At 69.8% G+C, this 22798-nt stretch carries 26 protein-coding genes; 16 read left to right on the forward strand and 10 right to left on the reverse strand.

The genetic code is table 11. The annotated features are described in order from the left end of the window. Positions 1–32 precede the first annotated feature (32 nt). The gene (locus ACFWGZ_RS24600; RefSeq protein WP_382453921.1) at positions 33–1178 is read right to left on the reverse strand and encodes an Mrp/NBP35 family ATP-binding protein; all 1146 of its coding nucleotides are present in this window, start codon (positions 1176–1178) and stop codon (positions 33–35) included. A gap of 103 nt (positions 1179–1281) precedes the next feature. Between ACFWGZ_RS24600 and ACFWGZ_RS24605 the strand changes: the two genes are divergently transcribed. Together ACFWGZ_RS24605 and ACFWGZ_RS24610 are read left to right on the forward strand one after the other, a co-directional pair. Beyond that, on the forward strand, positions 1282–1749 hold the full coding sequence (locus ACFWGZ_RS24605; RefSeq protein ID WP_382453945.1) for a MarR family winged helix-turn-helix transcriptional regulator: 468 nt from the start codon (positions 1282–1284) through the stop codon (positions 1747–1749). Then, the gene (locus tag ACFWGZ_RS24610; RefSeq protein ID WP_382453922.1) at positions 1746–2144 is read left to right on the forward strand and encodes an NUDIX domain-containing protein; all 399 of its coding nucleotides are present in this window, start codon (positions 1746–1748) and stop codon (positions 2142–2144) included. The genes ACFWGZ_RS24605 and ACFWGZ_RS24610 overlap by 4 nt, the downstream gene beginning before the upstream one ends. A gap of 17 nt (positions 2145–2161) precedes the next feature. Here the strand turns inward: ACFWGZ_RS24610 and ACFWGZ_RS24615 are convergent, their stop codons facing one another. Genes ACFWGZ_RS24615 through ACFWGZ_RS24630 form a run of 4 tightly spaced genes read right to left on the reverse strand, consistent with a single transcriptional unit; the run spans position 2162 to position 5076 of the window. Beyond that, entirely contained in the window at positions 2162–2647 is a 486-nt protein-coding gene (locus ACFWGZ_RS24615) for a DUF1003 domain-containing protein (RefSeq protein WP_382453923.1), read from the reverse strand. Then, positions 2640–3893 (reverse strand): magnesium transporter MgtE N-terminal domain-containing protein, encoded by a 1254-nt coding sequence (locus tag ACFWGZ_RS24620; protein ID WP_382453924.1) that lies wholly within the window; start codon positions 3891–3893, stop codon positions 2640–2642. Before ACFWGZ_RS24620 ends, ACFWGZ_RS24615 begins: the two co-directional genes overlap by 8 nt. A gap of 14 nt (positions 3894–3907) precedes the next feature. Then, the gene (locus ACFWGZ_RS24625) at positions 3908–4744 is read right to left on the reverse strand and encodes an aminoglycoside phosphotransferase family protein (protein ID WP_382453925.1); all 837 of its coding nucleotides are present in this window, start codon (positions 4742–4744) and stop codon (positions 3908–3910) included. Beyond that, positions 4741–5076 (reverse strand): hypothetical protein, encoded by a 336-nt coding sequence (locus ACFWGZ_RS24630; protein WP_382453926.1) that lies wholly within the window; start codon positions 5074–5076, stop codon positions 4741–4743. The genes ACFWGZ_RS24625 and ACFWGZ_RS24630 overlap by 4 nt, the downstream gene beginning before the upstream one ends. Before the next feature lie 110 nt (positions 5077–5186). Here ACFWGZ_RS24630 and ACFWGZ_RS24635 point away from each other — a divergent pair, with 110 nt between their 5' ends. Beyond that, positions 5187–6146 (forward strand): HpcH/HpaI aldolase/citrate lyase family protein, encoded by a 960-nt coding sequence (locus tag ACFWGZ_RS24635; RefSeq protein WP_382453927.1) that lies wholly within the window; start codon positions 5187–5189, stop codon positions 6144–6146. A gap of 147 nt (positions 6147–6293) precedes the next feature. Beyond that, a complete protein-coding gene (locus tag ACFWGZ_RS24640) occupies positions 6294–6470 on the forward strand; it encodes a hypothetical protein (RefSeq protein WP_382453928.1) in 177 nt (58 codons plus the stop codon). 8 nt (positions 6471–6478) lie between these two features. On the opposite strand, the gene ACFWGZ_RS24645 is transcribed toward ACFWGZ_RS24640, so the two are convergent. Next, positions 6479–6880, reverse strand: a complete 402-nt coding sequence (locus ACFWGZ_RS24645; RefSeq protein ID WP_382453929.1) for a DUF4190 domain-containing protein — start codon at positions 6878–6880, stop codon at positions 6479–6481. A 202-nt stretch (positions 6881–7082) separates the two neighbouring features. Here ACFWGZ_RS24645 and ACFWGZ_RS24650 point away from each other — a divergent pair, with 202 nt between their 5' ends. The 9 genes from ACFWGZ_RS24650 (at position 7083) to ACFWGZ_RS24690 (ending at position 16652) form a co-directional block, all read left to right on the forward strand. Next, complete coding sequence (locus tag ACFWGZ_RS24650; RefSeq protein WP_382453930.1) at positions 7083–8279, forward strand: acyl-CoA dehydrogenase family protein; 1197 nt, start codon at positions 7083–7085, stop codon at positions 8277–8279. Positions 8280–8359: 80 nt separating this feature from the next. Beyond that, positions 8360–9181 carry a hypothetical protein gene (locus ACFWGZ_RS24655; RefSeq protein WP_382453931.1) on the forward strand — a complete coding sequence of 274 codons (822 nt, stop codon included), beginning with the start codon at positions 8360–8362 and terminating at the stop codon, positions 9179–9181. 163 nt (positions 9182–9344) lie between these two features. Next, on the forward strand, positions 9345–9869 hold the full coding sequence (locus tag ACFWGZ_RS24660) for a general stress protein (RefSeq protein ID WP_382453932.1): 525 nt from the start codon (positions 9345–9347) through the stop codon (positions 9867–9869). A gap of 167 nt (positions 9870–10036) precedes the next feature. Beyond that, positions 10037–11290, forward strand: a complete 1254-nt coding sequence (locus tag ACFWGZ_RS24665; protein ID WP_382453933.1) for an ABC transporter substrate-binding protein — start codon at positions 10037–10039, stop codon at positions 11288–11290. Then, the gene (locus tag ACFWGZ_RS24670; protein WP_382453934.1) at positions 11287–12249 is read left to right on the forward strand and encodes a carbohydrate ABC transporter permease; all 963 of its coding nucleotides are present in this window, start codon (positions 11287–11289) and stop codon (positions 12247–12249) included. Before ACFWGZ_RS24665 ends, ACFWGZ_RS24670 begins: the two co-directional genes overlap by 4 nt. Then, positions 12249–13094: a carbohydrate ABC transporter permease gene (locus tag ACFWGZ_RS24675; RefSeq protein WP_382418775.1), complete on the forward strand. Its 846-nt coding sequence runs from the start codon at positions 12249–12251 to the stop codon at positions 13092–13094. Before ACFWGZ_RS24670 ends, ACFWGZ_RS24675 begins: the two co-directional genes overlap by 1 nt. Positions 13095–13103: 9 nt before the next feature. Next, complete coding sequence (locus ACFWGZ_RS24680; RefSeq protein WP_382453935.1) at positions 13104–14288, forward strand: ABC transporter ATP-binding protein; 1185 nt, start codon at positions 13104–13106, stop codon at positions 14286–14288. Between the two features lie 269 nt (positions 14289–14557). Continuing rightward, entirely contained in the window at positions 14558–15445 is an 888-nt protein-coding gene (locus ACFWGZ_RS24685; protein WP_382453936.1) for an SDR family NAD(P)-dependent oxidoreductase, read from the forward strand. A gap of 214 nt (positions 15446–15659) precedes the next feature. Continuing rightward, positions 15660–16652 (forward strand): hypothetical protein, encoded by a 993-nt coding sequence (locus ACFWGZ_RS24690; protein ID WP_382453937.1) that lies wholly within the window; start codon positions 15660–15662, stop codon positions 16650–16652. A gap of 158 nt (positions 16653–16810) precedes the next feature. On the opposite strand, the gene ACFWGZ_RS24695 is transcribed toward ACFWGZ_RS24690, so the two are convergent. Together ACFWGZ_RS24695 and ACFWGZ_RS24700 are read right to left on the reverse strand one after the other, a co-directional pair. Next, on the reverse strand, positions 16811–17668 hold the full coding sequence (locus tag ACFWGZ_RS24695) for a chromosome partitioning protein ParB (protein WP_382453938.1): 858 nt from the start codon (positions 17666–17668) through the stop codon (positions 16811–16813). Next, positions 17658–18326 (reverse strand): metallophosphoesterase, encoded by a 669-nt coding sequence (locus ACFWGZ_RS24700; protein ID WP_382453939.1) that lies wholly within the window; start codon positions 18324–18326, stop codon positions 17658–17660. Before ACFWGZ_RS24700 ends, ACFWGZ_RS24695 begins: the two co-directional genes overlap by 11 nt. A gap of 64 nt (positions 18327–18390) precedes the next feature. On the opposite strand from ACFWGZ_RS24700, the gene ACFWGZ_RS24705 reads away from it, so the two are divergent. Beyond that, a complete protein-coding gene (locus ACFWGZ_RS24705) occupies positions 18391–19479 on the forward strand; it encodes a DUF2332 domain-containing protein (RefSeq protein ID WP_382453940.1) in 1089 nt (362 codons plus the stop codon). Here the strand turns inward: ACFWGZ_RS24705 and ACFWGZ_RS24710 are convergent. Both ACFWGZ_RS24710 and corA read right to left on the reverse strand, forming a co-directional pair. Further along, entirely contained in the window at positions 19463–19840 is a 378-nt protein-coding gene (locus tag ACFWGZ_RS24710; protein WP_382453941.1) for a hypothetical protein, read from the reverse strand. The two genes, ACFWGZ_RS24705 and ACFWGZ_RS24710, sit on opposite strands and share 17 nt — an antisense overlap. Positions 19841–19980: 140 nt before the next feature. Next, positions 19981–21060: a magnesium/cobalt transporter CorA gene (gene corA, locus ACFWGZ_RS24715; protein WP_382453942.1), complete on the reverse strand. Its 1080-nt coding sequence runs from the start codon at positions 21058–21060 to the stop codon at positions 19981–19983. A gap of 287 nt (positions 21061–21347) precedes the next feature. Between corA and ACFWGZ_RS24720 the strand changes: the two genes are divergently transcribed. Both ACFWGZ_RS24720 and ACFWGZ_RS24725 read left to right on the forward strand, forming a co-directional pair. Next, entirely contained in the window at positions 21348–21854 is a 507-nt protein-coding gene (locus ACFWGZ_RS24720; RefSeq protein ID WP_382453943.1) for a MaoC family dehydratase, read from the forward strand. Between the two features lie 15 nt (positions 21855–21869). Continuing rightward, positions 21870–22798, forward strand: a 929-nt coding sequence (locus ACFWGZ_RS24725) for a DUF2332 domain-containing protein (protein ID WP_382453944.1), incomplete at its 3' end; no start/stop codon positions are given.

Below are 22798 nucleotides of genomic sequence, written 5' to 3' on the forward strand. Positions count from 1 at the left end.
GAGCGGGAGGGCCCTTTTCAGGTTCGGAAGGTCTAGCGACCGGCGGGCGAGACGTTCAGCAACCGGCCGGCGAGACCGCGTGACCGGACGCTCAGCTTCTTCGCCACCTCGGACAGCACCTGCGCGGCGGCCGAGTCCGGCACGGCCTGCACGATCGGCGTGCCCGTGTCCCCGTTCTCCCGCAGGCGCGGGTCGAGCGGCACCTGGCCGAGCAGCGGCACGTCGGACCCGATCGCCTTCGTCAGCGACTCCGCGACGGCCTCGCCGCCACCGGAGCCGAAGACCTCCATGCGGGAGCCGTCGGGCATCTCCAGCCACGACATGTTCTCGATGACACCGGCGATCCGCTGCCGCGTCTGCAGCGCGATCGACCCGGCGCGCTCCGCCACCTCGGCGGCGGCCTGCTGCGGCGTGGTCACGACCAGGATCTCGGCGTTCGGCACGAGCTGGGCCACGGAGATCGCCACGTCGCCGGTGCCGGGCGGCAGGTCGAGCAGCAGCACGTCCAGGTCGCCCCAGAACACGTCCGCGAGGAACTGCTGCAGCGCGCGGTGCAGCATCGGGCCGCGCCACACGACGGGCGTGTTGCCCGGCGTGAACATGCCGATCGAGATGACCTTCACGCCGTGCGACTGCGGCGGCATGATCATCTTCTCGACCTGGGTGGGCTTGCCGTCCGCGCCGAGCATGCGGGGGATCGAGTGGCCGTAGATGTCGGCGTCGACGATGCCGACGGACAGGCCGCGCGCGGCCATCGCCACGGCCAGGTTCACGGTGACCGACGACTTGCCGACGCCGCCCTTGCCGGACGCCACGCAGTACACGCGGGTCAGGGACCCGGGCTGGGCGAACGGGATGACCGGTTCCTCGGTGCCGCCGCGCAGGGTCTTGCGGAGCTCGGTGCGCTGGGCGTCGCTCATGACGTCGAGGTCGACCTTCACGGACGTGACGCCGTCGAGAGCGGTCACCGCGGCGGTGACGTCCTTCGTGATCTTGTCGCGCATCGGGCAGCCGGCGACGGTCAGGAAGATGCCGACCACGACGGCGCCGTCCGCGGCGACCTCGACGTCCTTGACCATGCCGATCTCGGTGATCGGACGGCGGATCTCGGGGTCCTGCACGCCGGAGAGCGCCTTGCGGACGTCCTCGACCGTGGGGAGGGGCTGCGTGGTGGTCACCGATCCATGCTACGTCCGGTTCGCGCCCCTCCTACCGGCCGGTCACTTTCCAGCACAGGGCCAGGTCGTGGCCGGGAGCGAGCTGTCCGTAACATCGACGCCCGTGCCGGAATCGGGTAGTTCCCGGTTGCCCACCCGTGTCGAGCTCGGGGTGTGGCGATCGTTTCTCCGCGCGCATGCACGGATCACGAGGGTCCTCGAGGCCGAACTGATTGCTGAGCAGCGCCTTTCGCTCGCGGCGTACGACGTGCTGGTCCAACTGGCCGAGACGCCTTCCATGCGCATGCGCATGACCGAACTGGCCGACGCCGTCCTGCTGTCCCGTTCCGGCGTGACCCGCCTGGTGGACCGCCTGGAACGTGCGGGCCTCGTGGGGCGCGAACGCGCCGACGGTGATGGACGCGGCATCGTGGCCGTGCTCACACCGCTGGGCGCCGAACGCCTCCGCAGCGCTTCCACCACCCACCTCGCCGGCGTCGCCGAGCACTTCGGGGAGAGCTTCGGCCCCGGTGAGCTCGAGGCGTTCGGGCGGACGTGCGACCGCCTGGCAGCGGACGACCTGTTCCCGTGATCACGGTGGTGGGACTGGTGCACGTCGAGGCCGGCCGCCTCCTCGTTGTGCGCTCACGCAACAAGAAGGCCTTCTACCTCCCCGGCGGCAAGATCGAGCCGGACGAGACGCCCGTCGAAGCGCTTCGCCGCGAGGTGCGCGAGGAGCTCGGGACCGAGCTGGACGGACCGTCGGAACTCAAGCGCTACGTCGCACCCGCCTACGGCGAGGGCGAAGGCGCGATCGTCGACATGACCTGCTTCACGGCACAGGTGCAGGGCACGCCGCGACCGACGAGCGAGATCGCCGAACTGACCTACGTCACGCGCGCCGAGTACCGCGCGCACGCCGAGACCGCTCCGGCGATCCACGACGTGCTGGACGACCTGGTCGCGAGCGGCCTGGTCAGGGCCTGACCGTCAGGGCTTGACCGTCAGGGCCTGACCTTCTTCATGTTGTTCTGCTCCTTCACGAGCTTCTCCAGCTCACCGCGGATGAAGTCGCGCGTCGCCACCTCGCCGACCGCGATCCGCAGCGCCGCGAGCTCCCGCGCCAGGAACTCCGTGTCCGCCTTGGTCTGCGCCGCCCGCGCCCGGTCCTCCTCCAGCGACACGCGGTCCCGGTCGTCCTGCCGGTTCTGCGCCAGCAGGATCAGCGGCGCGGCGTAGGCGGCCTGCGTCGAGAAGGCCAGGTTGAGCAGGATGAACGGGTACGGGTCCCAGCGCAGCGACACCGCGACCAGGTTCACCACGATCCACGCGACGACGATGAGCGTCTGCCAGAACAGGAACTTGCCCGTGCCGAGGAAGCGCGCGAGCCGTTCGGAGAACTGGCCGAACGCGTCCGGGTCGATCGACAGGCGGAAGCCCCGCGGTTCGCGCGGCAGGTCGAGTCTGCGCCGCGGCAGCAGTTCAGGCATGGCTCAGTCCCGTCTCGCGCCAGTTGTCCGGCAGCAGGTGGTCCAGCACGTCGTCGACGGTCACCGCGCCGAGCAGGTGCTCAGTCTCGTCGAGCACCGGCGCGCACACCAGGTTGTAGGTGGCGAAGTAGCGCGTCACGTCGGACAGCGACGCGTTCGGCGACAGGTACGCCATGTTCGTGTCGAGCACCCCGGCGACGAGGTCGAACGGCGGTTCGCGCAGCAGCCGCTGGATGTGCACGCAACCCAGGTAGCGGCCGGTCGGGGTCGCGGAGGGGGAGCGGCACACGAAGACCATCGACGCGAGCGCGGGCGTGAGGTCGGGATTTCGCACCCGTGCCAACGCTTCCGCGATGGTCGCGTCCGGTGTGAGGATGATCGGTTCCGGGGTCATGAGACCGCCGGCGGTGTCGAAGGAGTACTCGAGCAGCCGCCGGACCGGTTCGGACTCCTCGGGTTCCATCAGCTCGAGCAGCCGGTCCTTGGTGCCCTCGGCCAGCTCGCCCAGCAGGTCCGCCGCGTCGTCCGGGTCCATCGCCTCCAGGATGTCCGCGGCGCGTTCCTCGTCCAGGTGCGACAGGACGTCCTTCTGGTCCTCTTCGGACAGTTCCTCGATGACGTCGGCGAGCCGTTCGTCGTCGAGCGCGTCCGCGACCTCGTGGCGGCGCTTGGGCGGCAGCTCGTGCAGCGCGTGCGCGACGTCCGCCGCGCGCATGCCCTCGAACACCGCGACCAGTTGCTGCGCGCCCTGCGGCTGGCCCGCGATCTCGTTGACGCTCAGGCCCCCGACGTCCTCCCAGTTCCACACCTGCACCGGGCCCTTGAGGCTGAACCGGCCGGTGCGCTCCCGGCCGGCGACGCGGGCCATCCGCCAGTCGCGGGTGCGGGTGAGCTCCATCGCGGCGTCGACCACGGCCGCGGTGCCGCCGTCGTCGAGCTGGATCTTGGCGTCGAGCAGCTCGCCGATCACCAGGACCTCGTTGACCCGCTGGTGGAACGGCCGCAGGTTCACCGACCCGGTCGCGAGCGTCACGGCGTTGGGCTCGATCGACGTGAGCCGCAGCATCGGCACGAAGATCCGCCGCCGCGTGACCAGCTCGACGACCATGCCGAGCACGCGCGGCGGCTGCCGGTCGATGCGGAGGCTGATCACGACGTCGCGGGCCTTGCCGATGGGTTCGCCGTCGGGACCGAACACGGGGAGTCCGGCCAGCTGAGCGATGAAGATCCGGTTCACAGCCACCACCCGACCAGGCTAGATCAGGTGGAGGCCGCCCACCGGGCGATGTCGGCGCAGATCACCGCCATGTCGTCCACGCCCTCCCGCAGGCACCAGATCCAGTTGGCGACGGCGCGCTGCAACGTCCAGCCCCGCGCCTTCTCGGCGTCGAGCTCGCCCGCGTCGCAGACGGCCAGGAACCTCCCGGTCAGCCCCCGGTCGCCGGCCAGTTCACCGAACCTGTTCCACAGCAACGGGATCACGCTGTACTCGGGGTCGCCGGACAGCGGTTTCGGGTCGATCACCAGCCACGGCTCGCGGTCGCCGCGCAGCACGTTCTGGTAGTGCAGGTCCTCGTTGACGAGCGTCGTGCCCATCGGCCGCGTGCCGGCTTCGCGGGCGGCGTCGAGCAGCCTGCGCCCGACCACCGGGTGGTCGGCCGGCAGGGTGTCGCGGAACCGGCGGACCTCGGCGGGCGCGGTGATCCCGCGGTGGCGGCGGAGCAACTCGCCGAGCACGCCGATGGCGAGGTCGACCGGTTCGTCGTCGAGCGAGTGCCGGTCGAGGCGTTCCAGCAGCAACGCGCCGAGCTCGGCGTCGTGGCCGAGGAGCCGCACCGCGCCGTTGCCGTCGTAGAGGCGCAACGCGAGCGGTTCGTGCTCGGTCTCCGCGTCGACCCAGGTCAGCTTCAGCACGGCCGGGTGACCGTCGGCCAGGCGGACCGGCAGCACGACGGCGCAGAAGCCGTGCATCAGCGGGCCGTCCGGGGTGAGCCGCCAGCGGGCGCAGGCCTTGGTGGCGAGCGCCGGCAGCCGGGCGACCCACTCGGGCGCACCCTCGCCGAGCTCCAGCCCGAAGCCGGCCGGCACGGTGATCATGCGCTGAACTCCAGGCGGTACACCGCGTCCCAGGCCGGTTTCGTGTTGAGGCGCGCGGTCCTCAACGCCTGCGCGGTCTCCTCGTCGGGCTCGGCCAGCTGCGCGGTGGCCTTCGCGTCGATGAGGTGCGAGTGCGTGCTGGGGGAGCGGACGGTGACGGTGACCTGGGCGCCGTCGGTCAGCGGCGCCTCCGGCTCGGTGCCGCCGCTGATGACCCACAACGCGTCGTCGCGCCAGTGCGCGTGCACGAGGCGCGGCTCGTGGCCGGGTGAGGTGATCCAGACGGCAGCCGCCTTCCGCAGCGCGGCGTCGAGTACGCGGGTGATCTCCACCGGTTCAGACTGCCAGGGTTTGTGAGACGGGACTCAGCGGACATGCGTCCCGCGACGCGGCGTGCCACTGTGGCGCTCGTAGTTACCGGCCGGTACGAGGAGGTACTCAGGTGGTCGACCAGCAGCGTCCCCGTCGCTCGTGTCTGGCGGTCCCCGGCTCGAGCCAGAAGATGATCGACAAGGCGCGCACGCTGCCGGCGGACCAGGTGTTCCTGGACCTGGAGGACGCCTGCGCCCCGCTGGCCAAGCCGGACGCCCGCAAGACGATCGTCGCGTCGCTCAACGAGGGCGGCTGGGACGGCAAGGCCCGCGTCGTGCGCGTCAACGACTGGACGACGGAGTGGACCTACCGCGACGTCACCGAGGTCGTCGAGGGCGCGGGCGCGAACCTCGACTGCATCATGCTGCCGAAGGTCCAGACGCCCGAGCAGGTCGTGGCGCTCGACTTCCTGATCACGCAGATCGAGAAGACGATGGGCTACGAGGTCGGCAAGATCGGCATCGAGGCGCAGATCGAGAACGCCCTGGGGCTCAACAACGTCAACGCGATCGCCACCGCGTCCCCGCGCGTCGAGACGATCATCTTCGGCCCGGCGGACTTCATGGCGTCGATCAACATGAAGTCGCTCGTGGTCGGCGAGCAGCCGCCCGGCTACGACGTCGGCGACGCCTACCACTACATCCTGATGCGGATCCTGATGGCCGCGCGGGCCCACGACAAGCAGGCCATCGACGGCCCGTACCTGCAGATCCGCGACGTCGACGGCTACAAGCGCGTGGCCGGCCGCTCGGCGGCGCTGGGGTTCGACGGCAAGTGGGTGCTGCACCCCGGCCAGATCGAGGCGGCCAACGAGGTCTTCAGCCCGAAGCAGGACGACTACGACCACGCCGAGAACATCCTCGACGCCTACGAGTACTACACGTCCGAGGCGGGCGGGAAGCGCGGCGCGGTGATGCTCGGCGACGAGATGATCGACGAGGCGTCGCGCAAGATGGCGTTGGTGATCTCCGGCAAGGGACGGGCCGCGGGGATGGCTCGCGCGAACGTGTGGTCGCCGCCCGAAGACTGAGCCTCGTCACGGATTGTGCGTCATTTCACCCCCGACGTGACCGGACGTGTTCGACCGTCACAGGCCGCGTTCGACACGGGTGAGGTGACGCACAATCCGTCACCGGAGTTTGCGCGACGGCCCCCTGGGGAGCGCATGCTCGTCGGCATGTCACGTTCGAGTAACGGCAAGACGGGCAAACGCTTACGGCTCTTCAAGCGTCGTGAGGACGACCTGCTCGAGCGCAGCTTCCGCAGCTGCCCCGGATGTCACGCCGACGTCCACGTGTTCGCCGACGTCTGCCGCCACTGCGGCGGAACCCTGGAGACCGCCCTCGCGGGCTGAGCTCTCCGTCAGTAGGTCGCCTGGTTCGCTGCCGCGATGAGCGCGATGACGATGAACGCCGCGTAGGCCAGCCACCCGGCGATGACGACGTAGCCGACGATCAGCCCGGCGACCGCCATGCCGTGGCCGTCCTCCTCGCCTCGCTTGATCTTCGCCATCGCGATGTGGCCGAAGATGACGCCCACGATCGACGTCACACCGCAGGTGACGAACCCGACGCACGACAGCACCAGCGCGAGGACCGCGTTCGTCTGCGGCTTGGGCGGTGCGTACCCGTAACCCCCGTACATCGGCTGGCCGTACGCGCCGGGCTGCCCGTAGGCGCCGGGCTGGCCGTAGGGCTGCTGCTGGCCGTACGGGTCGGGCTGGCCGTACGGGTCCTGCTTCGGGTTGTACGGGTCGTAGGTCATCGCTGGTCCCCCTAGGTGTGGTGAGCCGGGATCTTAAGCTCCACACCCGTCATTCGTCCTGCACGGGTGCGCGATTGCACCTGGCAGCGGTGCTGTTTCGGTACAGCGGTCGCGGGGCTGTTGCGGAGAGCACACCTCGGTCGCGAACGAGCGTTAACCGGTCCATACTCGCCGGTAACTCTTGCTTCGGAAGGGAAGTGCGATGGCGCGCCTCGCCCAGACAGCGGGTCTCACGGACATCCAGGAAGAAATCCTCGCGACCGTGCGCACGTTCGTGGACAAGGAGATCATCCCGCACGCCCAGGCGCTGGAGCACGGCGACACCTACCCCGCCGACATCGTCGACGGCATGAAGGAGATGGGTCTCTTCGGCCTCACGATCCCCGAGGAGTTCGGCGGGCTCGGCGAGTCGCTGCTGACCTACGCGCTGGTGGTCGAGCAGATCGCGCGCGGCTGGATGAGCGTCTCCGGTGTCATCAACACCCACTTCATCGTGGCGCACATGCTCAAGCAGCACGGCACGCCCGAGCAGAAGCAGAAGTACCTGCCGCGCATGGCCGCCGGCGAGGTGCGCGGCTCGTTCTCCATGTCCGAGCCCGAACTGGGCTCCGACGTGGCCGCGATCCGCACCAAGGCCGTCAGGGGCCCGGACGGCTACACGATCAACGGCCAGAAGATGTGGCTGACCAACGGCGGCACGTCCAACCTCACCGCCGTGCTCGTGAAGACCGACGAGGGCGCGGAGAAGCCGCACCAGAACCTGACGACGTTCCTCGTGGAGAAGCCCGAGGGCTACGGCGAGGTCGTGCCGGGACTCACGATCCCCGGCAAGATCGACAAGATGGGCTACAAGGGCGTCGACACCACCGAGATGGTGTTCGACGGCTTCTCCATCGCCGAGGACCAGGTCCTGGGCGGCGTCACGGGCCAGGGCTTCCGGCACATGATGGACGGCGTCGAGGTCGGCCGCGTCAACGTGGCCGCCCGCGCGTGTGGCATCGCGATCCGCGCGTTCGAGCTCGCCATCGAGTACTCGCAGCAGCGCACGACGTTCGGCAAGGCCATCTCCGAGCACCAGGCCATCGCGTTCAAGCTCGCCGAGATGGCCACCAAGGTCGAGGCCGCGCACCTGATGATGGTCAACGCCGCGCGGCTCAAGGACTCGGGTCAGCGCAACGACGTCGAGGCCGGCATGGCCAAGCTCATCGCGTCCGAGTACTGCGCCGAGGTGACGCAGGAGGCGTTCCGCATCCACGGCGGCTACGGCTACTCGAAGGAGTACGAGATTGAGCGCCTGATGCGCGAGGCGCCGTTCTTGCTGATCGGCGAGGGCACGTCGGAGATCCAGAAGACGATCATCTCCCGCGGCCTGCTGCGCGATTACCGGTCGCGGGGCTGACGGTTCGCCCGTTAGGGGCCAAAGATTCACGAGTCTGGCCCCTAACGGCCGGTCCTCGCGAGAAGTAAGGTTCGCTCACTTTGAGCACAGACCTGACGCTCCCGAGACCGGTGTCGCCGCCGCACGTCGTCCGCCTGGAGCTGGACACGTTCTCCGGCGTCGACCGCCCCGCGCTGGCCGCCTGGTTCGGGTCCCTGTTCACGGACCTGCTCGCGCCGCTGTGCCCGGCGTCGGTGGAGGAGCTCGTCGCGGTGGCCCGCGACTACACGCCGTCCGACACGACCCCGTGGGGCCCGCCCGGCTACGCCCGCCTGCTGCTCTCCACCGGTGAGTTCACCCTCCCGTCGTGGACGGCCGCGCTCGCCGACCTGCCGCCGTTCCTGCGCGTGCAGCTGGTGCGGCTCGACTTCCAGGGCCTGCCGCTGGTCGAGGACGGCTGGTCGGCGGAGGTCCTGATCAAGGACGACCCCGCATTCCCGCACCAGGTCGTGGTCACCGCCTCCCGTTCGCTGTTCGGCGGCTGGATCTCCCTTGCCGCACAACAGGGCTGGCTCTCGGCGCTGCGCTCCGGTGCCGCGCTCGTGCGCGCCTGCGGAGGCTGGATCACGCTCGACCGCGCGGGCGTGCGGACCGCGCACGAGGTGGCCGCCGGCGTGGGGCTGGACGAGTCGTTGTTCATGGCGGCGGAACTGGCCCGCGGCCCGCACTGGGCGACGCTGCTCGGCCCGCGCCAGGTCGCCGCTCTGGGTGGCGTGCAAGAGGTCTGCTCGTCGGCACCGTGCTTCTCGGTGCAGGACCTGGGCGGGGGACGCATCCTCCTGCAGCTCACCGAGCACCTCGACGACGTGCCGGAGGACGCACTGCGCGCGCTGACGGAGTTCCTCCGGCCCGTCCTGCACTGACCGGGCACCGCTGGGACTCCCCCGCGCGGTCCCGCCGGGCCTTCACGCGGCGGGTCGAGATCGCCTTCCCGGCGTAACCCGGCAAAACACCCGTAGGCGTCCGAGCACCGCGCACCGGGCTTTGGCAGGATGGAACGATCAGCGTCCGACAGAGGTGGTCCCTGTGACGAGTCCGTTCGCCAACCCGAACCGGCCCGGCGTCCCGCCCCGCCTGCCGACCCCGCCCACCGGGTGGCCGGTCGGCTCGTACGGCACCTACGAGGAGGCGCAGCGCGCTGTCGACTTCCTCGCGCTGGAGGACTTCCCGGTGCAGGACATCACCGTCGTCGGCGTCGACCTCATGCTCGTCGAACGGGTCACCGGCAAGCTGACCTGGAGCCGGGTGCTCATGACCGGTGCCGCGAGCGGTGCGTGGTTCGGTCTCTTCGTCGGCCTGCTGCTCACCCTCTTCAGCCCCGAGCCCGGCGTCACGGTCGGGCCCGTGCTGACCGGTCTGATCACCGGTGTGTTCTTCGGCCTCGTCTTCGCCGCGGTCGGCTACGGGTCGGCGCGCGGCAAGCGGGACTTCCAGTCCGCCTCCCAGCTCGTGGCGGGCAGGTATGACGTCCTCTGCCACCCGAAGTCGGCCGAGAAGGGCCGTGACCTGCTCGCGAAGCTCGCGATGCGGCCCGTGAACCCCGGTTCCTGAGGTGTCAGCCGGGCCATTGGTTCTGAATCGTTGCTTCCCTTGGTTGCGGCAGGTGATCACCGGGCCTAGGTTCGGTTGACCGGTCCGCCCGGTGCGGCCGGTGGCACGACGAGGTGCCGGGCGCTGCGGTCTGGCTCCTCCGTGCAGTCGGGAAGGAGGCTGGGCCGATGGGTGCGACACGGCGCTATCGAGCCGCCGCCGGCGTGGGGGCCGCATTGCTCGCGGCGTCCACGATCACGGCGTGCGGTTCGGACAGCGACGGGATCACCGTCAACGTCTACAAATATCCGCAGGAGAACTTCCAGTCGGTTGTCGACAACTGCAACGCGAAGGCCGGCGGGCGCTACAAGATCGTCTACAACAAGCTGCCGCGGGAAGCGGACGGTCAGCGCGAGCAGATGGTGCGCAGACTCGCGGCCGAGGACGACAGCATGGACGTCCTCGGGCTCGACGTCACGTGGACGGCAGAGCTCGCCAAGGCGGGCTGGATCAAGGAGTTCACCGGCTCGGTGAAGTCCACGGTGTCGGAGGACACGCTGCCCGCGCCGCTCGCGACGGCGACCTACGAGGGCAAGCTGTACGGGGCTCCGGACAACACCAACGTCCAGCTGCTCTGGTACCGCTCCGACCTCGTGCCCACGCCGCCGAAGACGTGGGACGAGATGATCTCCGCGGCCGAGGCGCTGGTGGCGGAGGGCAAGCCCGGCCGGATCGTCGCGCAGGGCAAGCAGTACGAGGGGCTCGTCGTGCTCTACAACACCCTCGTCAACTCCAACGGCGGCACGATCCTCGACGAGAACGGCACCAAGGCCATCGTCGACGACAAGGCCGTGGAAGCGTTGGCGGCGTTGAAGAAGCTCGCCACGTCCAAGGCGATCGACCCGTCGTTCTCCAACGCGGCCGAGGACAACGCGCGCCTCGCCATGGAGAACGGGCAAGCGGCGTTCCAGCTCAACTGGCCGTACGTCTACGCGGCGGCGCAGAAGAAGCCGGACTTCGCGAAGAACTTCAAGTGGGCGCCGTACCCCGCGCTCAGCGGTGACCAGGCGAAGGTCACCGTCGGCGGGATCAACTACGCCGTCAGCAACTACACCACCCACACCGAGGAGTCCTTCGACGCCGTGGTGTGCCTGCGCAGCGCGGAGAACCAGAAGCTCGCCGCGCTCAAGGACGGTGTGCCGCCGACCATCCGGTCCGTCTACGACGAACCCGAGATGGCCGAGGCCTACCCGATGCGCGACGACATCAAGAAGACGCTGGAGAACGCGAGCGCGCGACCGAGCACGCCCGCCTACCAGAACGTCTCGACGGTGATCTCCACGATCCTGTCGCCGCCCGCGAACATCGACCCGCAAGCGACGGCCGACCGGTTGCGCAAGGAACTGCAGGACGCTCTCGACTCCAAGGGAGTGCTGCCGTGAGCCAGACGACCACGCAGGACTCGGCAGCAGCGTCCGGTGCCTCGCCGGCACCCGCCGCCGCCAAGAAGAAGACCGCGCTGAGCGAGGGCAAGAAGGCCGAGCGCAGGCTCGGCTGGCTGCTCTGCGCACCCGCCGCCATCACCATGGTCGCGGTCACGGGCTGGCCGATCCTCTACTCGCTGCTGCTGTCGATGCAGAGGTTCGACCTGAAGTTCCCCGACCGGACCGAGTGGATCTGGTTCGACAACTACGTCACGGTGCTCAGCAGCCCGTACTGGTGGAACGCGGTGTGGGTGACGGTGCTGCTGACCGTCGTCACCGTCGCGATCGAACTGGTGCTGGGCATGTCGCTCGCGCTGATCATGCACCGCGCCCTCGTGGGCCGCGGCATCGTCCGCACGACGACGCTGATCCCGTACGGCATCGTGACGGTCGTGGCCGCGTTCTCCTGGCGCTTCGCCTGGACGCCCGGCACCGGCTACCTCGCCGAGGCCCTCGGCGGCGACCCGGTGCTGACGGAGAAGATCCCCGCGCTCATGGTCGTGGGCCTCGCGGAGATCTGGAAGACCACGCCGTTCATGGCCCTGCTGCTGATGGCCGGTCTGGCCCTCGTGCCGGACGACCTGCTCAAGGCCGCCGCGATGGACGGCGCGAGCGGCTGGCAGCGGTTCATCCGGATCACCGTGCCGATCATGAAGCCGGCGATCCTGGTGGCACTGCTGTTCCGCACGCTCGACGCGTTCCGCATCTTCGACAACCTCTTCGTGCTCACCGCGGGATCGCAGGGCACGTCGTCGGTGTCGATGCTGACCTACAACAACCTCATCAAGGGCTTGAACCTCGGCATCGGGTCGACCATGTCCGTGCTGATCTTCATCATGGTCGCGATCATCGCGTTCGTGTTCATCAAGCTCTTCGGCACCGCTGCTCCCGGCAGCGACGACGGGGGGAAGCGCTGATGGCAGGCATCGGAGGAGCTGAGACCACCGGCAAGAAGGTCGGCTGGGGCGTCCTCAACGCGGTCGTCGTGATCTACGCGCTGTTCCCGGTGCTGTGGATCGTGTCGCTGTCGTTCAAGTCCTCGGCGACCCTCGCCGACGGCAACTTCATCCCGCGCGAGTGGAGCCTGGAGAACTACCAGAACATCTTCTCCACCTCGGAGTTCACGCGGGCACTGATCAACTCCATCGGCATCGCGATCATCGCGACCGCGATCGCCGTGGTGTTCGGCACGATGGCCGCCTACGCCATCGCGCGGCTCGACTTCCCCGGCAAGAACCTGCTGGTGGGCGTCTCGCTGCTGATCGCGATGTTCCCGCAGGTCTCGCTGGTGTCCCCGCTGTTCGAGATCGAGCGCTCGCTCGGCCTCTTCGACACGTGGCCCGGCCTGATCCTGCCGTACATCACGTTCGCGCTGCCGCTCGCGATCTACACCCTGTCGGCGTTCTTCCGCGAGATCCCCTGGGAGCTCGAGAAGGCGGCCAAGATGGACGGAGCGACGCCGGGGCAGGCGTTCCGCCGCGTCATCGCGCCGCTCGCCGCGCCGGGCGTGTTCACGACGGCCATCCTGGTGTTCATCTTCTGCTGGAACGACTTCCTGTTCGCGATCTCGCTCACCTCGACCGAGCAGTCGCGGACCGTGCCGGTGGCGCTGTCGTTCTTCACCGGCAGCTCGCAGTTCGAGGACCCGGCCGGGTCGATCGCGGCGGCCGCCGTCGTGATCACCATCCCGATCATCCTCTTCGTGTTGTTCTTCCAGCGCCGGATCGTCGCCGGCCTGACCTCCGGCGCCGTCAAGGGGTGAGTTGAACCAATGGCAGAGATCGTTCTGGACAAGGTGACCAAGAGGTACCCCGACGGTGCTTTGGCCGTGCAGGAGGTCAACCTGGAGATCGCCGACGGCGAGTTCATCATCCTGGTCGGGCCGTCCGGCTGCGGGAAGTCCACCACGCTCAACATGATCGCGGGCCTGGAGGACATCACCGACGGCGAGCTGCGCATCGGCGGGCAGCGCGTCAACGAGCGGGCGCCCAAGGACCGCGACATCGCGATGGTGTTCCAGTCCTACGCGCTCTACCCGCACATGACGGTGAAGGAGAACATGGCCTTCCCGCTGCGGCTGGCCAAGGTGGACAACGCGACGGTCGAGAAGAAGGTCAAGGAGGCCGCGGAGATCCTCGACCTCTCGCAGCACCTCGACCGCAAACCGTCCAACCTGTCCGGTGGCCAGCGGCAGCGCGTGGCGATGGGCCGCGCGATCGTGCGCAGCCCCAAGGCGTTCCTCATGGACGAGCCGCTGTCCAACCTGGACGCCAAGCTCCGCGTGCAGATGCGCACCTCGGTGTCGCGCCTGCAGAAGCAGCTCGGCACGACCACGGTGTACGTGACGCACGACCAGACCGAGGCGATGACCCTCGGCGACCGGGTCGTCGTCATGCGCGGCGGTGTCGTGCAGCAGATCGGCGCGCCGCAGTTCCTCTACGACCAGCCGGCGAACCTGTTCGTCGCGGGCTTCATCGGCTCGCCGTCGATGAACTTCGTGCCGGCCACGCTCGAGAACGGCGCGCTGCGGTCGGTGATCGGCGACGTCACGCTGACGGACCGGGTGCGCCGGCTGGTCGAGTCCGCGGACGCGCCGCGCGAGGTGATCCTGGGCATCCGCCCCGAGCACTTCGAGGACGCCGCACTGGTCGAGCCGGCGAAGCTGTCGGCCGGCGGCAAGTTCACGTCCCAGGTGGACGTGCTGGAGTCGATGGGCTCGGACAAGTACGCCTACTTCAACCTCACGGGAGAACAGGCGGCCTCGGCCGAGCTGCAGGAGCTCGCGGCGGACGCGGGATCGGACGACGTGCCGGGCGACGGCATCTCGCTCGTGACGCGCCTGTCCTCGGCGTCCGGGGCGGTCGAAGGGGCCTCTTCGGACATCTGGTTCGACGCCGACAAGGTGCAGCTCTTCGACCCGTCGAGCGGAAAGAACCTGACCTACACGGAACGGTGAACTCTCGTTGCAGCGGGCCGCTTTCCCACTCGGGGGAGCGGCCCGTTCGTGTCACTCGATCGGGTTAGGACCTCCGCCCCAGGTGCTGGTGGGCCGATCAGTCGGGGCCAACTGCCGGACCGAACTCGGTTCACCACTGGGCGCTCGGCAGCGTCATCTCATCGAAACCATGTACTACGCCGCTTCCGTTCGTCAGCACGCTTGTCGAAGGCGGGTGCACAGCCACAGGGGGGTCCGAACCGCCGCTGAGTGAGGAAAGAGAGCGTGCAATGGGGATCCTGGACGGCAAAGCGGTCGTCATCACCGGGGGCGGCCGAGGTCTCGGCGAGGCCTATGCGATGCACGCGGCCCTCGCGGGTGCGTCGGTGGTGGTCAACGACAACGATGGCGACCTGGCGGAACGGGTCGCGGAGCACATCAGGGGCTACGGCGGCCGCGCCGTCGCCTCGAACCACACGGTCGCCGACCCCAGCGAGGCGGCCAAGATCGTGGACCTGTGCGTCGACGAGTTCGGCCGCGTCGACGGCCTCGTGAACAACGCCGGTCTGAACTACGAGACCGCCCCGTGGGAAGACGACCCCGAGACCATCAAGCACGTGGTCGAGGTGAACGTCCTCGGCGTCATCTACGTCGGCGTCGCGGCGATGCGCGCCATGCGCGCCACCGGCGGCGGTTCCATCATCAACATCTCCTCCGGCGCCTCCTTCGGCCAGCGCAAGCTCGGCACCTACTCGGCGACCAAGGGCGCGGTGGCCTCCCTGAGCTACTCCTGGGCCCTCGACCTCGAGTCCGAGGGCATCCGCGTGAACGCCGTGTGCCCCGTCGCGCACACGCGGATGGTGTGGAAGTCGGAACGGTCCCTGCGCGCCATCCCGGCCGACCGCACGCCGGGCAAGGTGGCGCCGCTGGTGCTGTTCCTGCTCTCGGACCGCGCGGAGGGCATCACCGGCCAGGTCGTCCGCTGCAACGGCCGCCAGCTCCACATCGTGGGGCAGCCGTACTTCAAGCAGCCGATCCTGGAGAGCGACAACTGGGACACCGCTTCGGTCGAGCGGGCGTTCACGGGCGTGCTGCAGGCCCACCTCGAACCGTACGGGCTGGAGAAGAGGATGCCTCCCCGGCTCCGTGCGCTGGTGGAGCCTTCGCAGACCGCCTAGGCCGCGCAGGGGAGGCGCCGCTCCGCGCCGGGCGGCGCCTCCCCGTTGCGCGTCCTGCCGTGGTCGCCGGTGGCGAACTTCGCCGACCGCTCACCCTGGGTAGGCGCCGGCTCCCCGAGTCGCCCGTCCACCGGAAATGCGAACCGCGACCACGTTTGCGCACGTCACACGGATGGCCGCCGACATCGCCGGCGCTGCCTGTCACCATCGGGACATGGCCGAACGTAAACCCAGAGTGACCGACTGGCGACTCGTCGTGCAGTCCCGGCTGGACCGGGTGCGCGCGGATCTGGCTGCGCTCGGCCCGTCCGACCCGATCGATCCCGAGGGCGACGTGTGGCGCCGTACGGCCGAGGAGCAGGCGTCGGTCGTGGAGGCGATGCTGAGCGATCGCGAGCCGTGGTGGCGCATGGTGCCGTCGTGGTGGTCGGGCTGGTACATCGAACGCGCCTGGCGTGCGCTGCACGAGGCCGAGGTGGCGACGATCTCGGCCGAGCGCGGCTTCCTGGGGCGGCTGCCGGGGTTGCAGGCGCGCGTGGCGCAGTACCTCGACGACGACGATCCGCGCCGCCGGGCCCTGGAGGCGTTGCGGCCGGGGGAGTTCACGCCCGCGGTGGAACGCGCGATCGTCGTGGACGCGCTGCGGGCGGCCTACGACAACTCCGACTTCGCGCACGCGGGTTCCCGGGCCCTGCGCAACAAGCTGATCGCGGCGTCGCTGGTGTTGTTCTTCATCAACACCGTGCTGGGGGTCGTCGGCATCGTGAAGCCGGGGATCATCCCGCTCTGCGTCGACCCGAAGGAGAACGCGCTGCCGACCGTGTGCCCCGGCGGCACGGCCAAGGCGTCCGGTGTGGACGTGTGGCTGGTGCAGGTGCTCGGCGCGTTCGGGGCGGTGCTGGCGGCCGTCGTGCTGCTGTTGCGCCGCCGGCCGTCGCTCTCGCCGTACGTGATGATCGGCTACCAGGCGCTGATCAAGATCATGCTGGGCGCGGCGCTGGCGGTCGTCGGCATCCTGGCGCTGGGCGCCGGGGTCACGAGCGGGCTGATCGGCATCCCGTCGGCGGCGGCACTGCTGCTGTGGGCGGTCATCTTCGGCTACGCGCAGCAGATCGGCACGCGCCTGCTGGACAAGTACACCGACGAAGTCCTCGACCAGGCACGTCCGCTGCCCGAGGCCGACGGCCCGCGCATGGCGCCCCGCTGACCGGCCCGCAGGCGACAGCGGCGGTGGTCCTCAGGCCGTGCACGGCCGGACCGCTCGGCGCAGCGCGTGGCCGTTCGGCGCGCTGCGGACCGCCGCTTGACCGCACCGCGCGGGCGTTCACCGGATCCCGGCCGGCGCCGACCGCCCGTCCGGGCCGGTCAACGCCGTCCGTGCGACTGCGTCTCCTCCCGCACCGCGTCGATCACCGCGGCGTCCCACCGGTGCGTCCTGATCAACCGGTACCGCTCCGCCGCCACCCACATGTAGGCCTCGGTCTCGGTCCGGTCCCCGATCATGTCCGCCTGCCGCAGCATCGCGACGACCGGCTTGTACTCGTCGGCGTACCAGCGCCGCGCGATCTCCGAGCGGTCCAGGAACGACCCGGTGTCCTGCATCAGCCGGAACCCCCACGCCTCGATGTGCTCACCGAGCTCGGCGTAGTCCCACGGGTCCGAGAGCACGACCGCCGCACGGGCCTCGCCGCTCAGCGGCACGCGGTCGAGGAACAGCCGCCGGTAGTCCTTCACGATCAGGTCGCCGCGGTAGCGGATGCCGGCGGAGTTGATCCGCGTGACCACCTGCGTCACGTAGGCGTCGATCACCGTCAGGCCCAGGGCGTGCGCGACGGAGACCCGGTGGTGGCCGTCGACGATGAAGTGCAGCTCCCCGACGCGGTACACCGTGATCGGCGGCACGGCCTCGCCCCGGCGCGCGGCCAGCGCCAGGCGCTGCCAGCGTTCGCGGACGCGGCCGGAGGTCGGGCGGAAGCGGCGGTCGAAGTCGCGGGTGCGGTCGACGCTGCCCACGATCGAGTCGAGCCGGATCGACTGCAGCCCCAGGCGTTTCTCGGACACCATGCCCAGCGCGTCCACGACCTCGTGGAACGGCAGCATGATGTTCACGTCGTCCGGTTCGCGGCGCAGCCAGGCCGCGAGGCGCGACATCACCTGGCGGCGGCGGGCCCGCAGGAAGTCGTTCTCCGCGTCGGCGACGGGGAAACCGGTGTCACGTCTCATCGCGACCTCCCGAGATGTCCAGCAGCTTCTGCGGAACCACGTTGACCACGCGGGTGGAGCCCAGCTCGCGGTCCGGCCGCGGAACGCCGTGCGGGTGGATGTGGCCGTGCAGCATCACTGACGGCTGCAACCGCGAGACCAGGCCGCGGAAGCACTCGAACCCGCGGTGCGGCGCGTCGGGTTCGTCGCCGCAGTCCCGCGGCGGCGAGTGGGTCAGCAGCACGTCCACGCCACGTCCGTCCCGCAGCCTGCGCCACGCCGCCAGCCGGGACACCCGGCGCGCGCGGCGGGCCTGCTGCCGTTCCGTCCACTGGTTCGGGCCCTTGTTGTAGCGGATCGAACCACCGAGGCCCGCGATGCGCAGGCCGGCGACGTCGACGACCCGTTCGTCGGCGTTCACCGCCCCGGCCGGCCCCGGCCAGCGCACCGGCACGCCCGCCCTGGTCCACAGGCCGCGCACGTTCGAGAACCCGGACAGGTCGGCGTCGTGGTTGCCGGGCACGAACACCAGCGGTTTCTCCAGCGCGTCGGCCAGGAACGCGAGGTAGTCGAACGGCAGGTCGCCCGCCGCGAGCACCAGGTCGACGTCGAACGACCGGACCTGCGCGGTCCACAGCTGTTCGACGATCTCGTCCGCCACCGCGAGCACCCGAACCATCCCAGCAGCGTAATGAGGTTCCGCGCGGATGACGCGGCACACTTCGCCCACTAGCGTCGACGCCGTGCTTGCCGAGCAGTTCGCCGCGGCCGCCCACCGGTGCCGCGAGCACAGCCCCCTGACCCACCGCCTCCTGCGCGACGCCGCGGACGACCTCGTGCGGGGCGGTGTCACGGCCGCGATCATGGCGGGCTCCGAGCACGACCGGGACGCAACGGTGCCCGGCCTGCGGTTCGCGGGTGCGGTGCACCGGCTCGTGCTCGAAGGACGCGCGCCCGCTCTCGCACGGCACTACCCGACCGCCGGCGGCACACCCGACCTGCCCGCGTTGTGGCAGGACGCGCTGCCCGCCCTGCACCGCCACGCCGATCTGCTCCGGCAGCGAGTCCGCGCCACGGCCGTGCAGACCAACGAACCGGGCCGCAACGCACCCCTCTACGGCGGCCTGCTCGTCGCCGCGCAGGAGGCCGCGAAGGCCGCGGGCCGCGCGGTGCCGTTCGGCGTCCGGCTGCTGGAGGTCGGCGCGAGCGGCGGGCTCAACCTGCGCCCGCACCGCGTCGGCTACCGGCTGGGCGGCACCGTCCTCGGCGACCCGGACAGCCCCCTCGTCCTCGACCCCGAGTGGACCGGCAGGCCGCCGGCGGACCTCGGCCGGCGGCTGCGCGTCACCGGACGGGCGGGCTGCGACCTCGACCCCGTCGACGTGTCCACCGAGGACGGACGGCTGCACCTGAGCTCGTTCGTCTGGGCCGACCAGGTGCGGCGGTGGGACCGGCTGCGCGCCGCGCTCGCCCTCGCCGCCACCGACCCCGTGCCGGTCGAGCGGTCACCGGGTCCGGCGTGGCTCGCGCGGCAGCTCGCCCACGCCGAACACGACGTGCTCACCGTCGTGTGGCATTCGGTGGTGTGGCAGTACGTCTCACCCGCCGACCGCGCGCGGGGCAGGGCCGTGCTCGCGGACGCGGCGGCGAAGGCGACGCCGCAGACCCCGTTGGCACTGCTGGTCTTCGAACCCCGCCGCGCAGGCGGCCGGGACGCCGGCCACCGGTTCGAGCTGCTGCTCAGGCTGTGGCCCGCCGGGCTCTCGCTGCGCCTCGGGCACGGCGCGGGCCACGGCACCCCGTTCACCTGGGAGGTCAGCCCGTGGGAGTGAGCACCGGGTTCACCACGAACCGCCCGTCCTGCACCTCGACGGGCAGCCGGAACTCCGCGCGGGTGCCGGCGTGCGTGTACTCGACGACGACGGCACCGTCGCGGTAGAAACCGCGCTCCACCTGCGCGGCCCGGAGGTGCTCGACGGTCGACTTCGCGACGTCCTCACCGCCGAGCGCGAGCAACGGCTGCAGCTGGTGGAAGTCGTGTGCGCGCAACGCCTTCGTCACCTCCGCCGCCAGCTCGTCCGGCGACTCCCCGCCCGGCTCCGGCCAGAAGGCGATGGACGCGAACACCATCAGCAACCAGCCCACGGCGAACACCATGATCCAGAACCGCGGGTTGGTCAGCCGGTGGCGCACGTCAGGGCGTTCCGCTGATCAGCACGAAGACGGTGGTGATCCAGCAGAGCAGGAAGGCGAGCATCCAGAAGCGGATGTTGGTGAGCAGCCTGGTCATGACGAACCTCTTCTACCACTGGGAAAAGCGAGCGAAATCGGAACTACAGCCAGCGATTTCGGCGCAGTATTCGGTAGAGGGTCAGGCAGGCCACCAGGACCAGGCTCATGATCAGCGGGTACCCGAACTTCCACTTCAGCTCGGGCATGTAGTCGAAGTTCATGCCGTACACGCCGACGACCATGGTGGGCACGGAGATGATCGCGACCCACGAGGTGATCTTGCGCATGTCGGTGTTCTGCTGCAGCGTGATCTTCGCGAGCGTCGCGTCGACCAGCGTCGTCAGCAGCTCGTCGAACGCCGTGACGCGCTCGGCCACCTCGGTGAGGTGGTCGTCGACGTCGCGGAAGAACGCCCGCACCTGCTCGGGGATGAGCGGCGTGTAGCCCTCCGCCAAGCGGCGCAACGGGTTCGCGAGCGGCATGACCGCGCGGCGCAGCTCCACCACCTCGCGCTTGAACATGTAGATCTGCTCCGCGCTCACCTCGGTGCGCGGCGCGAAGACCCGTTCCTCCATGCGGTCGATGTCGTCCTCGACGTGGTCGGTGACCTCGAGGTAGTTGTCGACGACCTGGTCGGCGATCGCGTGCATCACCGCGGCGGGCCCGATCTCCAGGCGCTCCGGGTCGGCCTCCAGCACGTGGCGCAGCTTCGACAGCCCGGAGTGGTTGCCGTGCCGCACGGTGATCACGAAGTCCTTGCCCAGGAACACCATGATCTCGCCGGACTCGACGATCTCGTTGGCGGTGTCGGGCGACTCGTTCGTCACGTAGCGGACGGTCTTGAAGACCATGAACAGCGTGTTGTCGTACCGCTCGAGCTTCGGCCGCTGGTGCGCGTGCACCGCGTCCTCGACCGCGAGCTCGTGCAGCCCGAACGTCTCGGCGATGCCCTCGATCTGCTCGGCGTCCGGCTCGTGCAGGCCGATCCAGACGAACCCGTCCTTGCGCTTGCGCACCTCTTTGACGGCGTCGGTGTGCGTCCACCGGCCGGGCAAGCGCTTGCCGTCGACGTACACGGCGCAGTCGACCACGTAGTGCGACAACGGGACGGGGACGTGCGGGACGTGCCCCGCGGGGACGCGCTGGTTTCCCCGTCCGCGGATCGAGGGCAGGCTGGGCATGGTGAGTTCCTCCAGGTACACACGCCGACGTGAAGTGCTGATGCACGACGGGCGTCCTGACCCGGTGGAACTGGAACGTTCTAGACGGAACTAGAAAGCCACCTCGGTGAGGACGCGCCTGGTACTGGCAGGGTGGGGGTCCTTGCTCATTTAGGGGTCCTCACCTCCTCGGGGCGAAGTCACTGGTGGTGGAAATCCTCACACACCGGTTGCCGAGGGTACTCCCTCCGTGTGAAGACTGTCTCCCCACCCGGGACAGATCTCGATCACACGTAGCTGGAGGCGCGGTGCAGTTCGGTCGGTACTACGAGGAGTTCGAGGTCGGCGCGGTCTACAAGCACTGGCCCGGCAAGACGGTGACGGAGTACGACGACCACCTGTTCTGCCTGCTCACCATGAACCACCACCCGCTCCACATGGACGCGAACTACGCGGAGAACACGACCGACTTCGGCAAGAACGTCGTCGTCGGCAACTACATCTACTCGTTGCTGCTGGGCATGTCCGTGCCCGACGTCTCCGGCAAGGCCATAGCGAACCTCGAGATCGAGTCCCTGCGGCACGTGAAGCCGACGTTCCACGGCGACACGATCTACGGTGAGACCGAGGTGCTCGGCAAGACGCCGTCCAAGTCCAAGGACGACAGGGGCGTGGTCCACGTGGAGACTCGCGGCTACAAGCAGGACGGCACGGTCGTGTGCATCTTCAGGCGCAAGGTCATGGTGCCGAAGCAGTCCTACGGCGAGGCCCGCGGAGGCGAGCAGCCGGGACGCCCCGAACCTCTGTCCGACTGATTGTGGGGAAGTGACGTGACGTCTCTGGACCTGGCACGGCAGCGACTGCGCGAGTTCGCGGAGGAGGCGTCCGGCGTCTCACCGCTCTACGAGCACCTCGCGTCGCGCGCCGCCGAGGATCCGGAGGTCGCCGGTCTGCTGACCGCCGCCGGTGAGGACGCCGCCACGGGCGAGCTCCTGCTGGCGGCGGCGCACCGGCTGGTGCAGGCCGAGCCGTTCCACCAGCTCTCCCACTACTACCCGTCGCTCGGCGGCACCTACGGCGCGGACGAGAACACCTGGCCGCTGTTCCGCGACTTCCTGCTCGAACGCGGCGACCGCGTGCGGGCGCTCGTGGCCTCGCAGGTGGTCCAGACCAACGAGGTGCGGCGCGCGGCACTGCTCTACCCGGCGGTCGCCGCCGCGGCGAAGCAGGCGGGCGGGCCGATCGGGCTCGTGGAGGCCGCCACCACGGCGGGCCTGCTGCTCGGGCTCGACCAGTACTCGTACCGCTACCAGACCGCCGAGGCGGGCCAGGTCGTCGCCGGGCCCGCCAAGGCCGCGCTGGGCCTGCACTGCGCGCTGGAGCTCGCCCCCGGCGCGACGCTGCCGAAGCTCCCCAAGACGGTGAAGGTGGCCGCGAAGGCGGGCATCGGCGCCGCGCCCGCCGACCTCACCGACGAGGACGCCTACGCGTGGCTCGAGGCGTGCGTCTGGGCGGACCAGCCGGAGAAGCTGCGGCTGTTCGGCGTGGCGGCCGGGGTGCTGCGCAAGAACCCGCCCCGCCTCGTGGCCGGCGACCCCGTCGCGGACCTCGCGAAGACCGTCGAGCCGATCGAGGCGCCGATCGTCGTCGTGACGAGCGGCTCCGGGCTCGACCTCGTGCCCGCTTTGTCGGCTTTGGGCAGGTCAGCCTGGTGGGCGGCGCACGAGGACGGTGAACTCCGGTTGGTCCAAGTGCGTGA

The sequence above is a fragment of the Lentzea sp. NPDC060358 genome, assembly GCF_042725365.1.
Classification (GTDB): domain Bacteria; phylum Actinomycetota; class Actinomycetes; order Mycobacteriales; family Pseudonocardiaceae; genus Lentzea.

What these genes read in the sequence shown, in the direction of transcription:
- ACFWGZ_RS24640 (WP_382453928.1), top strand. Translation starts at nt 6,294, where the DNA reads ATGTCACGTTCGAGTAACGGCAAGACGGGCAAACGCTTACGGCTCTTC.
- ACFWGZ_RS24625 (WP_382453925.1), bottom strand. Translation starts at nt 4,744, where the DNA reads ATGATCACCGTGCCGGCCGGCTTCGGGCTGGAGCTCGGCGAGGGTGCG.
- ACFWGZ_RS24645 (WP_382453929.1), bottom strand. Translation starts at nt 6,880, where the DNA reads ATGACCTACGACCCGTACAACCCGAAGCAGGACCCGTACGGCCAGCCC.
- ACFWGZ_RS24700 (WP_382453939.1), bottom strand. Translation starts at nt 18,326, where the DNA reads ATGGTTCGGGTGCTCGCGGTGGCGGACGAGATCGTCGAACAGCTGTGG.
- ACFWGZ_RS24685 (WP_382453936.1), top strand. Translation starts at nt 14,558, where the DNA reads ATGGGGATCCTGGACGGCAAAGCGGTCGTCATCACCGGGGGCGGCCGA.
- ACFWGZ_RS24665 (WP_382453933.1), top strand. Translation starts at nt 10,037, where the DNA reads ATGGGTGCGACACGGCGCTATCGAGCCGCCGCCGGCGTGGGGGCCGCA.
- ACFWGZ_RS24680 (WP_382453935.1), top strand. Translation starts at nt 13,104, where the DNA reads ATGGCAGAGATCGTTCTGGACAAGGTGACCAAGAGGTACCCCGACGGT.
- ACFWGZ_RS24695 (WP_382453938.1), bottom strand. Translation starts at nt 17,668, where the DNA reads ATGAGACGTGACACCGGTTTCCCCGTCGCCGACGCGGAGAACGACTTC.
- ACFWGZ_RS24615 (WP_382453923.1), bottom strand. Translation starts at nt 2,647, where the DNA reads ATGCCTGAACTGCTGCCGCGGCGCAGACTCGACCTGCCGCGCGAACCG.
- ACFWGZ_RS24675 (WP_382418775.1), top strand. Translation starts at nt 12,249, where the DNA reads ATGGCAGGCATCGGAGGAGCTGAGACCACCGGCAAGAAGGTCGGCTGG.
- corA (WP_382453942.1), bottom strand. Translation starts at nt 21,060, where the DNA reads ATGCCCAGCCTGCCCTCGATCCGCGGACGGGGAAACCAGCGCGTCCCC.
- ACFWGZ_RS24690 (WP_382453937.1), top strand. Translation starts at nt 15,660, where the DNA reads ATGGCCGAACGTAAACCCAGAGTGACCGACTGGCGACTCGTCGTGCAG.
- ACFWGZ_RS24650 (WP_382453930.1), top strand. Translation starts at nt 7,083, where the DNA reads ATGGCGCGCCTCGCCCAGACAGCGGGTCTCACGGACATCCAGGAAGAA.